Genomic DNA, 13,904 nt, shown 5'->3' on the forward strand with positions numbered 1-13,904 from the left:
AGTTGGGCCCGTGCTTCGGCGATGGTCGAGTCCTGTTGCACCAGGTCGGCCTGGGCCTTGGCAAAGTCAGCCTCGCGGGCCGCAATCGTCGCCGAGGCTTCGTCACTCACTGCCTGGTATTTGCGCGCATCCAGGCGCACCAGCACGTCGCCACGCTTCACGTTCTGGTTGTCGGCCACCAGCACCTCGGCGACGTAGCCGTTGATTTTCGGCGCCACGCTGATGCTGTCGGCTTGCAGATAGGCGTCGTCGGTGGTCTCGATAAAGCGCCCGGTGAGCCACCACCAGGCGCCCCACGCCAGCCCGGCCAACAGCGCCACGCCGGCGAGTGACAGTAGAATCCGTCGGGCTTTGCCACGTTGGCCGTTGACGGTGGTTTCAGGAATGACCTGAGGAGAGGGAGGTGCAGCGGACATCAAGTCACTCCAGTTTTATATCAGTTGGAATAAATTCGTTTTTTCGCGAATTTTTGTCAACTGGTATATTTTGGTTACGTTAAAAAAATGGAGTGGCACATGGCACGACACAAACCGGCCGCCGAAGGGGGTTATCAGCGGGGTGAAGAAACCCGCGCACGCATTATCGAGGCGGCTGTCGAGGTATTTGGCGAGCGTGGCTACGACGGCGCGTCCACGCGAGACATCGCGAATGCTGCCGGCGTCAATGCGCCCGCGATCCAGTACTACTTCGATGGCAAGGAAGGCGTGTATCTGGAATGCGTCGAGCACTTGATCACGCTGTTGTGGCAAAAGATGGCGCCTACCGTTGAAGCCGCAGAAGGTGCGCTGGCCGATCCCGGGGTCGACGATCAGAGGTTGATCGACGCCTCACTGGGCATTCTCGGCGCGGTGGTTTCAACGATCCAGGACAGTCCCCAGACCACCGCGTGGCGAGCGTTTCTTGATCGCCATCAAGCCGGGCTCTGCCCTGAAAGCGCGACCATGGCGTTCGAGGAACGCTTCAAGGCGCGCATCGCCAACGTGATCCGCCTGCTGATCGCGCGCGTTGCCGGCCTTGCCGTTGACGACGAGCGCACGGTGATCCACTCGATGGCGCTGTTCACCCAGGGCCTGGCGTTTCGGGTGCAGAAACCCAAGCTGCTCTCCGCCTTGAACTGGACCGAAGTGAGCCAGAAGGAAATGGAACTGGTGCGGGATGTGGTGCTGATGCAGGCGCGGTTTACCCTGGAAGGCCTGGTACGGCATCGGGACCGGCGCTGACTTCAGCGCTTGCTGAAGGCCAGCCGGGCCGCGAACAGCACGAATATCATGCCGGTGGTGCGGTCCATCCACTTGATCACCTTTTCACGCCGCAGCACACCGGCCAATGGCTGCGTGGCACCGATCAGTATCAGTGCCCAGGCCAGGCTGATCACCACGTGGATGCTCACCAGCCCGAACGTCCACGCCACCAGCGGATGCCCCTGGGGAATGAACTGCGGCAGGAAAGACACGTAGAAAATCCCGATCTTGGGGTTGAGTACGTTGCCCATCATGCCTTTCAGGAACCAGTTGGCGCCGGGCTTTCCATCGGCCTCGACGGACGCAAGCGAACTGCGCGGACGCACCAGCATGTTCAAGCCCAGCCACGCCAGGTAAGCCGCGCCGCAGTACTTCAAGACGTTGAAGGCCACCTCGGACACGGCAATCAACGCGCCCAGCCCAAAGGCCACCGCTGCACCCCACAGCAGGCAGCCGGCATTGATACCCAGGGTGGCGCGCAAGGCTTGTTGCTTGCCCTCCACCGTTGCAGTGCGCAATACCAGGGCCGTGTCCAGTCCGGGCGTCAACGTGAGCAGCGTGGCGGCGAAGGTGAAGGCGAGCAGGTTGTCGGTGATGGACATGGATATTTACCTGAAATCAGAAACTCTCAAGACTGGCGTTGATACCGGCGACACGCGCCAGTTCGATGGTTGCCGCGACCTGTTCAGCATCGATGATAAAGCCATGGAAATCGTCATCTCCCGAGTCCAGATGAACGTAACGCTTGCCGAACCGAGCCAGCCATTGGTTGAAACGGTCCAGCACCTCAGCCATTGATGACCTGCATACGTTGTGTTCATCGTTCGTGGGGCAGATTACGGGCATGGGCGCGCGGCTGTCGATATTTAATCAAGAGCGTGGTGGCTTTCTGGAAAGGCTCATGACGCACTACACCGTCACGCCACGCGATTGCGCCCCGACGACTTGGCCCGATACAACTGCTGATCCGCACGCTTGATCAGCACTGTGGTGTCGCTGTCCGACGCTTCAACGAGCCCGACGCCAATACTCACCGTGACCTGCCCAGCGGTCTCGAAATACGCTCCGGCAATTGCCGCGCGAATCTTCTCGGCCACCACATCCGGGCTGTCCGGCGCTTCGATTTCCGGCAACAGCACCGCAAACTCTTCACCGCCGTAACGGGCGACGAAGTCAGTGGCGCGGGTGGCGTCCTGAATCAACTGCGCGAGCTGGCGCAGTACATCGTCCCCGACGGCATGCCCATGGGTATCGTTGATCCGCTTGAAATGATCAACGTCGATCAGCAGCAAGGCAAATGCGCGCCCGCTGCGCTGGAACAGCAGGCTGTACTCCGCCAGTTTTTCATCGAAGCGCCGACGGTTGTAGACGCCGGTCAGGGCGTCATGGCTGGCCAGGTTCAACAGCTCGGCATTGGCTTGGGTGAGGGCGGCAGTACGCTGGGCGACGGTGGCTTCCAGGGACGCATTGGTGTCCTGCAGTTCGCGCTCTTTGCCAAGCAGCGATTGGGTCATGCCCTTGATGGAGCGCCCGAGCTGGGCGATTTCCAGTACGAAATGGTCTTGAGGGAAATACGCGCCAGGCTGTTGGTTTTGGACCTGCTTGGCTGAACGCGCGAGCTCTTCGATGGGCCGGCTGAGGTACGACGCCAGGTAATACGCCACGAAGCCGAAAATCACCGCGGCAATGACGCCCAACAGCAGCAGTTTGTAGAGCAATACGCGGGCAGGGTGCAGGGCGATTTCCAGCGGCTGGCGCATCACGATGTACCAGGTCAGGCTGGAATTCGACGGGCTGGGCACCGCCACGGCGCTGGTCACGTAGCCGTTGTCGACCGACCAGCCGGTGTCATTGGCCAGGCGGTCCTGGGGCAGTTGCTGGCCGGCCAGTTGTTCCGGGTAGAGCACCTTGCCGTCGTTGTCGATGATCAGCGCCTCGATGTCCGGCGTATTGCCTTTGGCCGCTTCGACAATTTGTGTCACCCACGTCCAGTGGGCGTGAGCCCCCAGTACGCCGATCACCTGGCCCCCGGCATTGCGAATCGGTGCGGCAAAGTCGATGAAGCGCCAGGGCTCACCGTTGGAGCCCGGCAGCAGCTTGGCAAGCAATACCGCCTCGTGGGGATCGCCGGTGTAGTTGCCCTGCAAACCGGCCTGGAACCAGGGCCGTGCCGTTACGGATTGGTTGACCAGCAGCCCATTCACCGCCTGGCGCACACGCCCCTCGGTGTCGGCGACGCCCATCCACGCGTACTCGGCGCGGGACTGGGTGCGTTGTTCCATGGAGGTCAGTATGTCCGGATCGTCCAGGTTGCCCCGTCTGAACAGCGGTGCGCGGCTGAGCAGCGACACTTCGAGCTGGCGTTCACGCAGCTGCACCGCCAGTAGCGCGGCGGTGGAGCGGGCAGTGCTCAACAAGGCATTGCCACTGGCCAGTTTCAGTTGCTCGGTAGCGATGTGCCCAACGTAGAACCCTACGCTCACCAGGGTGAGCAGCGACAAACCGGCAAACCAGAGGGTCAGGTGACTACGCAGGCTGGCTTTGATCATTGGGGACTATCTGAAAGGAGTGTGACTACATGGTAGACGTACCATTCGGATAGTTGCCATAGCCTGATGATTTATACGCGCATTGATTTTCCACCTGCTTTCCCATGACGGCCATGCCAGAATATGGCGCTTAGCCACTTAGGGAACTCAAGGATGAAAACGCTGTGTGCTGCGCTATTGTTGACGGTTGTAACCGGTCTGGCCCAGGCCAATGAGGTTCGGATCGGCTTCCAGGAAATAGTGATTCCCGACGCGGAGCACGGCAGGCCGTTGCAGGTGGCGGTGTGGTACCCGACCCATGCTTCCGGCACACCAGAACTGATTGCTGACAATCCGGTGTTTGTCGGCGCGCCGGCCTTGAAGGACGCTGCACCGGCTGCCGGCGAGCATCCGCTGGTGGTGATCTCCCACGGCATCTTCGGCAACTGGATCAACCAGTCCTGGCTCGCCAGCGCGTTGGCCGGGCAGGGTTACATCGTCGCCTCGCCCAACCACCCCGGCACCACCAGCAAGGACCGCACACAGCCGGCCGCTTCCGAGCTGTGGAAACGGCCCCTGGATATCCATCGGGTGATTGATGCCGTGATTGCCCAGCCGAAACGCTTCGGCGCGGTGGCCCAACGCAAGATCGCCGTCGTCGGGCACTCCCTCGGTGGCTGGACCGCACTCGAAGTCGGCGGTGCCCGCTTTGATCCGCAGCGCTTTACCGAGGACTGCAAGTTGCATCCGGAAATTGCCCCTTGCAAGGCCTACGAACAACTTGAGGTTGGTCGCACCGAGCAGGCGAGGCAGCGACTGGCCGGTGACTTGAGCGACCCGCGCGTGGCGGCCATTGTTTCCCTGGACCTGGGATTCGCCCGCGGCTTCAGCGATGCCAGCCTCGCGGCGCTGAACCGCCCCACGCTGGTGATTGCGGCGGGCACACCGTCGCCGGAATTGCCCGCCGCACTCGAGTCGGCCGACTTGGCCAAGCGCCTGCCGCAGAAGACTTCGCGCTACGTGGAAATCAGCGACGCCACGCACTTCAGCTTCCTGCCCATCTGCAAGCCGGGCGCGGTGGAGCGGATTGAACAGAGCGACCCCGGCGAAGGCTTTATCTGCCTGGATGCCAAGGGTGCTCGTCCCAAGCCGCAGATCCAGCAGCAGGTCCTCAGCTTGATCAGTGAGTTTCTGCAGCAGTCACTGCACTAGCCGTCAGATATCTTCGGACAACACACAGCCTGTGGCGAGGGAGCTTGCTCCCGCTGGGGTGCGAAGCGCCTCCAACGACAGGACCGCTACGCAGTCCAACGGGAGCAAGCTCCCTCGCCACAATGGTATTTGCATTGGATCACTTCCCCACCCGCCCCGGAATGGCCACCCGACTTGTCGCCTTCACCTCCCGCAACGCCAGGCTCGACTGAATCGACGCAATCCCCAATTGCCGCCGCAACACGCTCTCTACAAAATCGCTGTAGGCATCCAGATCCTCCGCCAGCACCTGCAGCAGATAATCCGCATCCCCGGTGATCTTGTGGCAGGACTGCACCTGCGGCAGCTCCTTGATCACGGCCTCAAAGTCTTCTGGCGTATGGTCGGAATGCACGGCAAACCGCACATGCACAAACGCCATGATCTCCAGGCCCAGCATCTTGCGATCGAGGTTGGCCTGGTAGTCCTTGATCACGCCTTCCTCCTCCAGCCGCTTGCGCCGTCGCCAGCATGGGGTGAGGCTCAGTGACAGGCGCTCGCTGAGTTCGGCGTTGGAAATACTCGCGTCTTCCTGCAGCAAGGCGAGGATGGCGAGATCGGTGTCGTCAAGTGCGACCTGTCTAGTTTTATTTTTCTTCATGGCGGCTCTTTGGGGTAAAAATTCCCGATTACGCTAGCATCGGCGCACGTAAAAGCAAAGAAAGCCCACCGCAGCCAGAACAAAATAATCACCTGTCTTTCACGGGTGGATTTCTTTCATGTTGACTGTTTTCAGCGACTCTCATCGTTTGCACCATGGCACCGAACTCAAGGATGGCGTGCTCAAGCCGTCCTTCGAACAACCCAGCCGCGCCGACACGGTGCGTGATCGGGTCAAGCACGTTGGGCTGGGCGATATCATCGTGCCGCGCACGTTCGACCGGGCCTGTTACGTCAATGCCCACAGCGAACGCTACGTGTCCTTCCTGGAAACCGCCTGGGCCGAATGGACGGCGATTGGCCGTGCCCATGACGCCTTGCCGCTGGTGTGGCCGGTGCGGGACCTGGCCAATGAGCAGGTGCCGGAATTCATCGACGGCAAGCTCGGGTTTTTCGCGATGGATGCCGGTTCACCGATCACCAGCACCACCTGGGAAGCGGTGAAGACCAGCGCTGATATCGCGCTCACCGGCCTGGCATTGATTGATGAAGGCCACGACAGCGCCTTCGCCCTGTGCCGGCCACCGGGCCACCATGCGGCACGGGAATACATGGGCGGTTATTGCTACCTGAATAACGCAGCCATTGCCGCGCAACAGGCGATCACCCAAGGCGCCAAACGGGTCGCGGTGCTGGACGTGGATTTCCACCACGGCAACGGCACGCAGAACATCTTCTACAACCGCAATGACGTGATGTTCGTCTCGCTGCATGGCGATCCGTCCGTGTCGTATCCCTACTATTCGGGCTTCAGTGCCGAGCGCGGTGCCGGGGCGGGCGAGGGGTTCAACCTGAATTACCCGCTGGCGAAAAACACCGGTTGGGCCACCTACAAAGAAGCGTTGCTCGACGCCTGCAATCAACTCAGAACGTTCTCGCCGCAAGTGCTGGTGATTTCCCTCGGCGTCGACACCTTCAAGGACGACCCCATCAGCCATTTCCTGCTGGAAAGCCGCGACTTCCTCGGCATCGGCGAGATCATCGCCAGCGTCGGCGTGCCCACGCTGTTTGTGATGGAAGGCGGCTACATGGTCGATGAAATCGGCATCAACGCGGTCAACGTGCTGCACGGTTTCGAGAACAAACACGCCTGATCCCGATGCCATTCCAACAATAAACAACGCCTGACTTTTTTCTGCCAAAACTCAAAAACATAACAAGAGGTTTTGTGATGAAAACAACCGTGCCCGGGCTGATTGAAAAGCCCGCTTTGCAACGCACCCTCAACAACCGCCATATCCAACTGATGGCCATGGGCGGTGCGATCGGCACCGGCCTGTTCATGGGCTCGGGCAAGATCATCGCGCTGTCCGGCACCTCGATCATCCTGATCTACATGATCATCGGGCTGTTTGTGTATTTCGTGATGCGCGCCATGGGTGAGCTGCTGCTGTCCAACCTGAACTTCAAGAGCTTCGCCGACTTTGCCGGTGCCTACCTGGGGCCGCGTGCGGCGTTTTTTCTTGGCTGGTCGTACTGGCTGAGCTGGAGCGTGGCGGTGGTGGGGGATGCGGTGGTGGTCGGGGGCTTTTTCCAGTACTGGTTCCCGCACGTGCCGGCCTGGATACCGGCGATTGCAATGCTGCTGACCCTGTTTGCCTTGAATGTGCTGACGGTGCGGCTGTTCGGCGAGGTGGAGTTCTGGTTTGCGATCATCAAGATCATCGCCGTGGTGACCCTGATCAGTGTGAGCGTGGTGTTGATTGCCAGCTCGTTTGTGTCGCCCACCGGCGTCACGGCTTCCCTGAATCATTTGCTGGATAAACAGGCGGCGTTTCCCAATGGCGTGTTCGGCTTCTTTGCCGGGTTCCAGATGGCGATCTTCTCGTTTGCCGGTACCGAGTTGATCGGCACGGCGGCGGCCGAAACCCGTTCGCCGGAGAAGACACTGCCCAAGGCAATCAACTCGATTCCGCTGCGGATCATCCTGTTCTACGTGCTGGCCTTGGCCTGCATCATTGCGGTGACATCCTGGGAGCAGGTGTCGCCCAGCAAGAGCCCCTTTGTCGAGCTGTTCCTGGTGGCCGGCTTTCCCGCCGCCGCCGGGATTGTGAATTTCGTGGTACTGACCTCAGCGGCTTCTTCGGCCAACAGCGGGGTGTTTTCGGCGAGTCGCATGTTGTTCGGCCTGGCGGACCTGGGAGACGCACCCGGGATATTCCGACGACTGTCGAAAAACAGCGTGCCGTTTATCAGCCTGGCGTTTACCACCTTCCTGATGCTGCTGGGCTTGTTGCTGCTGTTTATAGTCCCGGAAGTGATGACGGCCTTTACCATCGTCTCCACTGTTTCGGCGATCCTGGTGATCTTTACCTGGTCGACCATCCTGGCGTCCTACATCGCCTATCGGAAAAAGTGCCCGGAGCTACATGAAAAATCCCTCTACAAAATGCCCGGTGGCGTGCCGTTGGCGTGGGTTTCACTTGGCTTCATGGCGTTCGTACTTTGCCTGCTGGCACTTCGCCCAGATACCCGCCTGGCCCTTTGCGTGATGCCTGCATGGTTTATGTGGCTGGCGGTTGCCTACCATTTCTCGCATTTTCGCCACCGACTCCAGCCTGATCAACGCACGGCGCAGTAGCGGTTGCCGTACAACCGCAGGCCATTCAACCCTCGAAAAAGGCCGGCTTGTACGGCCTTTTCATGACGGTTTTTTCATCGGTACATGACAAAAATTTCACAATCTGCGCCATCGGCCCCATGCCACAATCCGCAGCGTTTGCAGGGCCGCAACGGTATTCGCTCGAAGGACAGTAAAAAAATAATGTTCACAGGGGCGCAGTAAATGAAACTCTCTACATTAGCGTTGGCCATCACGGCGGCTGTCCTTGCACAACACGCCAGCGCAGACGGCTTTGGTCTTGGCTCACTCGGCACGGGTGACGGCCATAGCGGCTTCCTCGAAGACAGTCATTCTTCGATCAGTTCGCGCACCATGTACTACAACGCCGACGTTCACTCCGGCACGGCGAACGACCTGCGGGAAGCGGCTCAAGTACTGCGTTTCGACTATAAATCCGGTTACACCCAGGGCACCGTCGGCGTAGGTTTCGACGTGATGGCTTTCGGCGCGTTGCGTCTGGACGGTGGCGATGGCCACGCAGCGGGCAATGGCCTGTCGGGTAACGGCAACAGCTTCTTCCCGGTGAAGAACAATGGCACCGAGCCTGCTGACAGCTTCGGTCGCGCAGCCGGCAACGTTAAATTCCGTATTTCCCAGACTGAATTGCACGTGGGCGGTGGTTTGGCGCCGATCCTGCCGATCCTGGTGTCCAACGACAGCCGTGCCGCGCCGCAGACCTTTGACGGCGGTATCCTGACCTCCAAGGACATTCCCAACGTCACCTTCACCGGCGGCGAGCTGAACAAGGCTGAAGGTCGTGCATCGAGCAACTCCACGGGCTTGAGCGTGGCCGGTGCCACTCGCGACAGCGACAGCTTCCGTTTCGGTGGTGTCGACTACCAGCCGTTTGGTTCTTCTGACAACGTCATCGCTAAAAACCTGACGTTGCAGTACTACTACGCCAACCTGGAAGACTTCTACAAACAGAACTATTTCGGCCTGGTCCACGTATTGCCGTTGGGCAATGACCAGTCGTTCAAGACTGACCTGCGTTATTTCGACAGCACCAGCGACGGCAAAAACGGTTCGGCCGGCTATGCGTTCAACAACAACGGCGGCTATGCCAAGCACGCCGGTGAAGTCGACAACAAAACCTACAGTGCTGCCTTCACCTATCAGTTGGGCGGCAGCCAGTTGATGCTCGGCCATATCGGCGTGAGTGATGACGGTGGCTTCGTCTGGGTCAACCAGGGCAGCATCGCCGATCCAACCGCCCAAGGCGCGGCCGGTTCCGACTTCTACCTGTTCACCGACGCGGTGGTTGGCCAGTTCTCCCGTGCGGGCGAGCAGGTCAATTTCGGTCAGTACCTGTATGACTTCAGAACCCTGGTGCCGGGCCTGAAAGCCTCGATTGCCTACCTCAACGGCAGCGACATCAAGGCCAAGGTTGCCGGTGGCAGCGATCAGTCGGAACGCGAAACCGATTTCCGTCTTGATTACGTCGTGCAGGAAGGCCCGCTGAAAGGCTTCGGTACTACGTTCCGTACCGGCAGCTACCACGGCCATAACACCGGCACCGCCGACCAGGATCAGACTCGCCTGATCTTCAACTACACCTACGCGCTGTTTTAATCAGTCGTCGGTAACTGCTCCAGATGAAGGCCGCCCATTGGGCGGCCTTCTTTATTGGCGTGGGGTTCCAGGCAGAGCAGGGCGCTATAGTTGTTTTTACACAACGCAACGTTTAATCATGCGCGGCAATTCCTAACCTACAAGTCAAGAAAAGGACCGTTCCCATGAAAGTCAGTGCACGCAACGTATTCAAAGGCCAGGTCAGCCAGGTCCAGGACGGCGCGGTCAACGCCGAAGTGGTGTTGACCCTGCCCGGTGGCGAGCAGTTGGTGGCGGTGGTGACCATGGAAAGCATCCGCAACCTGGGCATTGCCGTAGGCAAGGAAGCGGTCGCGCTGATCAAGGCGCCGTGGGTGATGTTGATGACTGAGTCCAGCGACATCCGCCTGTCGGCCCGCAACTGCCTGGAAGGCAAGGTGCTGAGCGTGAATGACGGCGCGGTGAATGCGGAAGTGGTGATCGAGTTGGCGGGTGGTTCGAAGGTGTTTTCCATCGTGACCCGCGACGCGGTGGCCGAGCTGGGGTTGAAGCCGGGCGTGAGCGCCACGGCGGTGATCAAGGCGTCCCATATCATCCTGGGCGTTCCGGCCTGATAAAACCCCACTCAACGTAGCAGCTGTCGAGCCCAAGCGAGGCAGCTGCTACGGGATGCCCGGTTGCCACGGCGTTTGTTGTTGAAAAGGGCTATTGCGCTAAGGCGCCAGCCGGGTGAACACATAATCGTGGTTCTTCACCAGCGCCTGATGGCAGGCAAAGCACGTCTCATGCTGCGCCTGGTCCACCGGCTTGCCATTGATGAACCGTCCAAAACCCCAGCCTCCGGTCGCCGCATATTTTTTCGAATCCTTGACCATGAACTGCACGGTGGTTGCCGCGCCGGGAATCGACGCGGTCTTGAACTCCGGCGATTGCACATGTTTCCAGGCCAGTTTCGCCAGCACGGTGCCGTCGGGGAAGGGCAGCGTGCCGTCGCGGTACGCCTTGAGCGCCACTTTATTGCCCAGCACCCCCCGCAGTTCATTCAGCGGGTCGGCTTCCTGGGCCGGCGCGATCAGCTCCCATTGACGGTAGCCGTCGGGAATGGTCACGCCGTAGATCGGCGAAGGCTCGCTGGTGGCCGGGCCGCCAAAGGCGAACCCGGTAGCGGTGGCCACCACGGCAGCTGTTGCAGCGACGAGTGCAGCAAGATGCAGGCGCTTCATCACAGGTGGTCCGCATCGATCACAGCCTTGGCAAAGGCTTGCGGTGCTTCCTGCGGCAGGTTGTGGCCGATGCCGCCGCTGATCAGGCGGTATTCGTACTTGCCGGTAAAGCGTTTGGCATAGTCCTCTGCGGCCGGGTGCGGCGCGCCGTTGGCGTCGCCTTCCATGGTGATGGTGGGCACGTTGATGGACGGGGCGGTGGCGAGTTTCTGCTCCAGCGCAGCGTATTTTTTCTCGCCCTGCACCAGCCCCAGGCGCCAGCGGTAGTTGAAGATCGATACGGCGACGTGGTCGGGGTTGTCCAGGCCTTTTGCGCTGCGGTCGAAGGTGGCGTCGTCGAATGCCCATTTTGGCGAGGCGATCTGCCAGATCAACTTGGCAAAGTCGTGGGTGTTTTTCGCATAGCCGGCGGCGCCGCGATCGGTGGCGAAGTAGAACTGGTACCACCATTGCAACTCGGCCTTGGGCGGCAATGGGTTCTTGCCCGCGGCCTGGTTGCCGATCAGGTAGCCGCTGACCGATACCAGCGCCTTGACCCGCTCAGGCCACAACGCCGAGACGATGTCGGCGGTGCGCGCACCCCAGTCATAGCCGCCGAGCACGGCCTGCTTGATCTTCAGCGCGTCCATGAAGTCGATCAGGTCGACGGCGAGGGCGGCCGGCTGGCCGTTGCGCAGGGTCTTTGCCGACAGGAAATGGGTATCGCCATAGCCGCGGGCGTAAGGCACCAGCACCCGGTAGCCCTGGGCGGCCAGCAGCGGCGCTACCTCGGAGTAGCTGTCAATGTCGTAGGGCCAGCCATGCAGCAGGATCACCACCGGGCCATCGGCCGGGCCGACTTCGGCGTAGGCCACATCCAGCAAGCCGGCTTTCACATGCTTCAACGGGCCGAGCGCGCTGTGGGCAGTTGCGCTGGCAGCCGCCGGTGCTTGCGCGTCCTGTGCACTGGCGACGCCGAGGGCACCGAACTGCAACAGCGCAAAGGCCAGCAGCGACGCGCCCATCAGGCGGCGGGGTGGGGTGTTCAACTGTGTGTGCATGGTGAGTCTCCGGCGGCGGGTGGTGTGCCTGGCTCACAGTTGAACGTAGTTGTGTATCCCGTCTGTTTCGAGAAAACCCGTGGGTTAAAGGTTTTGTATCGCAGCGGTGTTTGGACACACTGCGATACAAAGGTCAGAGGGCCCGCCGGGCCACATACACCAGGCTCGGCGCCTGACCGGGTACATCGTCCAGCTCATCGATGTACTGCATGCCGATTTTCTCCAGCACCTTGATCGACGCTGTATGCGCCGGACGCACCACGCCGTACACCTGCGGCTGGTCCAGTTCGACAAAGGCAAACTGCAACGCCGCCCTGGCAATCTCGGTTGCAAAGCCCTGGCCCCAGGCGCTGACCGCAAAGCGGTAGCCCAGGTTGATCCGCTCAACGTCGTTGTAGGGGTACAAGGTGATGCCACCAAAGCCGATCACGCAGCCCGGCGCCTCTTGTGTAGTAATCGCCCATTGGCCAAAACCATGTTCTGCCCAGTGCAGCAGCCAGCGAGCCAGGGCGGCCTCGGCTTGGCCCAGATCGGTAAAGGGGCCTGCCGGGTTGTAGCGGTTGGTCTCGGGATCGCCATAAATGGCAAATACACTGGCCACATCGTCGGCCGCTGCGGGCCTGAGAATCAGGCGTTCGGTGGTAATCGGGTGGGTATTCATGGGTGGACTCTGATCCTTGGAGCGAGCGAGAAGGTGTTCACCTATATTTATCCTGCTTTCGGCGCTCTAGCACGCTTGATTCAGTTGTTAGGGCTACTGGCAGGATGCCACAATGGCACTTTGTCGCGGCAGTAAGATCAGGCGGACCAAATGAATGGCCTTGGGCGTGGGCAGGACCAGGATTGCTTCATCGAGGAGCAGGTACGAACAGATCGATTGCACCAGCTGTTTCGCCAGTCATTCTCTGCAGTGTTCGGCAGTTATATGGCGGCCGCCATGCTGTGCTGGCTGTGCTGGGAACGTTTTGATCACCGGGTAATGCTGGTCTGGCTGGTGGTATTGGCCGGGACGTCGTTGCTGCGGGTGTGGATGTTCATGGACTGGTTTCGCTGCCCCAACAGTGAACGCACCCCCGCGCGCTGGGAGCGGCGCTATTGGGTAACGTTGATGTTGTCGGCCGGGGTCTGGGGCATCGGCGCATTCGTCCTGATGCCCACCGACGACCGCCTGTCCCAGGCCCTGGTGATGTTGTTCACCGTGGGCATGTCGGTCAGCGCAGTCTCGTGTTATTCGGCCTATCGCTACATGACCCTGGTCTCCATGGGCCTGGTACTGCTGCCGTGCACCCTGTGGCTGCTGTTTCAACCGTCGTCGATGCAAGTCGGCATGGCCCTGGCGGTGCTGGTGTTCTCTTCGTTTGTCGGTGGCGCCACGCGCAAGCTGTCGGATGCCCTGGAAAAAGCCTTTCGCCTGACCCGGCAAATGGAGCGTGCCCACAACATCTCCACCCGCGCCGCACAAACCGACGAACTCACCGGCCTGATGAACCGCCGGGCGTTTTTCGAGCATGCGCAGTTGCTCTACGAACAGTGCCGGCATAACCAGCAGCCGTTGTGCGCGCTGATGATGGACATGGACCACTTCAAGGACATCAATGACACCTACGGCCACCAGGCCGGGGACCAGGTGCTGCGTCAGATCGGCGGGGTGATCAGCGCATCGTTTCGCCAGGCCGATGTGTACGGGCGGCTGGGGGGCGAGGAGTTTGCGGTGCTGCTGCCGGATACGTCGCTGGAGACCGGGCGGGACATCGCCGAGCAGTTGATCAAGGCCATCGCCGGGCTGA

At 60.6% G+C, this 13,904-nt stretch carries 15 protein-coding genes; 7 read left to right on the forward strand and 8 right to left on the reverse strand.

Going from position 1 to position 13,904, the window contains the following annotated elements:
* The coding region (locus HX846_RS15125) for a biotin/lipoyl-binding protein (protein WP_178965644.1) at window positions 1-416 on the reverse strand (416 nt) is incomplete at its 3' end.
* Between the two features lie 99 nt (window positions 417-515).
* On the opposite strand from HX846_RS15125, the gene HX846_RS15130 reads away from it, so the two are divergent.
* The gene (locus HX846_RS15130; RefSeq protein WP_177009446.1) at window positions 516-1,220 is read left to right on the forward strand and encodes a CerR family C-terminal domain-containing protein; all 705 of its coding nucleotides are present in this window, start codon (window positions 516-518) and stop codon (window positions 1,218-1,220) included.
* 2 nt (window positions 1,221-1,222) lie between these two features.
* Here HX846_RS15130 and HX846_RS15135 read toward each other — a convergent pair whose 3' ends face one another.
* The 3 genes from HX846_RS15135 to HX846_RS15145 form a co-directional block, all read right to left on the reverse strand.
* Complete coding sequence (locus tag HX846_RS15135; protein WP_008436344.1) at window positions 1,223-1,843, reverse strand: LysE family translocator; 621 nt, start codon at window positions 1,841-1,843, stop codon at window positions 1,223-1,225.
* A gap of 16 nt (window positions 1,844-1,859) precedes the next feature.
* On the reverse strand, window positions 1,860-2,036 hold the full coding sequence (locus tag HX846_RS39260; protein WP_218645428.1) for a hypothetical protein: 177 nt from the start codon (window positions 2,034-2,036) through the stop codon (window positions 1,860-1,862).
* A 122-nt stretch (window positions 2,037-2,158) separates the two neighbouring features.
* On the reverse strand, window positions 2,159-3,790 hold the full coding sequence (locus tag HX846_RS15145) for a sensor domain-containing diguanylate cyclase (protein ID WP_178965646.1): 1,632 nt from the start codon (window positions 3,788-3,790) through the stop codon (window positions 2,159-2,161).
* 153 nt (window positions 3,791-3,943) lie between these two features.
* Here HX846_RS15145 and HX846_RS15150 point away from each other — a divergent pair, with 153 nt between their 5' ends.
* Complete coding sequence (locus HX846_RS15150) at window positions 3,944-4,981, forward strand: alpha/beta fold hydrolase (RefSeq protein ID WP_177029149.1); 1,038 nt, start codon at window positions 3,944-3,946, stop codon at window positions 4,979-4,981.
* Between the two features lie 139 nt (window positions 4,982-5,120).
* On the opposite strand, the gene HX846_RS15155 is transcribed toward HX846_RS15150, so the two are convergent.
* The gene (locus HX846_RS15155) at window positions 5,121-5,621 is read right to left on the reverse strand and encodes an Lrp/AsnC family transcriptional regulator (protein WP_008436349.1); all 501 of its coding nucleotides are present in this window, start codon (window positions 5,619-5,621) and stop codon (window positions 5,121-5,123) included.
* Between the two features lie 118 nt (window positions 5,622-5,739).
* Between HX846_RS15155 and HX846_RS15160 the strand changes: the two genes are divergently transcribed.
* The 4 genes from HX846_RS15160 (at window position 5,740) to HX846_RS15175 (ending at window position 10,468) form a co-directional block, all read left to right on the forward strand.
* Window positions 5,740-6,774 (forward strand): histone deacetylase family protein, encoded by a 1,035-nt coding sequence (locus HX846_RS15160; protein WP_178965647.1) that lies wholly within the window; start codon window positions 5,740-5,742, stop codon window positions 6,772-6,774.
* Between the two features lie 77 nt (window positions 6,775-6,851).
* Complete coding sequence (locus HX846_RS15165) at window positions 6,852-8,261, forward strand: amino acid permease (RefSeq protein ID WP_003215190.1); 1,410 nt, start codon at window positions 6,852-6,854, stop codon at window positions 8,259-8,261.
* A 204-nt stretch (window positions 8,262-8,465) separates the two neighbouring features.
* Window positions 8,466-9,875, forward strand: a complete 1,410-nt coding sequence (locus tag HX846_RS15170; protein ID WP_023658889.1) for an OprD family outer membrane porin — start codon at window positions 8,466-8,468, stop codon at window positions 9,873-9,875.
* A gap of 164 nt (window positions 9,876-10,039) precedes the next feature.
* A complete protein-coding gene (locus HX846_RS15175) occupies window positions 10,040-10,468 on the forward strand; it encodes a molybdopterin-binding protein (protein ID WP_134326728.1) in 429 nt (142 codons plus the stop codon).
* Between the two features lie 99 nt (window positions 10,469-10,567).
* On the opposite strand, the gene HX846_RS15180 is transcribed toward HX846_RS15175, so the two are convergent.
* The 3 genes from HX846_RS15180 to HX846_RS15190 form a co-directional block, all read right to left on the reverse strand.
* On the reverse strand, window positions 10,568-11,077 hold the full coding sequence (locus tag HX846_RS15180) for a cytochrome P460 family protein (RefSeq protein ID WP_178965648.1): 510 nt from the start codon (window positions 11,075-11,077) through the stop codon (window positions 10,568-10,570).
* Window positions 11,077-12,117, reverse strand: a complete 1,041-nt coding sequence (locus HX846_RS15185; RefSeq protein WP_003215199.1) for an alpha/beta fold hydrolase — start codon at window positions 12,115-12,117, stop codon at window positions 11,077-11,079. Before HX846_RS15185 ends, HX846_RS15180 begins: the two co-directional genes overlap by 1 nt.
* Before the next feature lie 133 nt (window positions 12,118-12,250).
* Window positions 12,251-12,778 carry a GNAT family N-acetyltransferase gene (locus tag HX846_RS15190; RefSeq protein ID WP_178965649.1) on the reverse strand — a complete coding sequence of 176 codons (528 nt, stop codon included), beginning with the start codon at window positions 12,776-12,778 and terminating at the stop codon, window positions 12,251-12,253.
* A 150-nt stretch (window positions 12,779-12,928) separates the two neighbouring features.
* Between HX846_RS15190 and HX846_RS15195 the strand changes: the two genes are divergently transcribed.
* The coding region (locus HX846_RS15195) for a diguanylate cyclase (protein ID WP_178965650.1) at window positions 12,929-13,904 on the forward strand (976 nt) is incomplete at its 3' end.

Source organism: Pseudomonas sp. K5002, from assembly GCF_013386655.1.
Lineage (GTDB): Bacteria > Pseudomonadota > Gammaproteobacteria > Pseudomonadales > Pseudomonadaceae > Aquipseudomonas.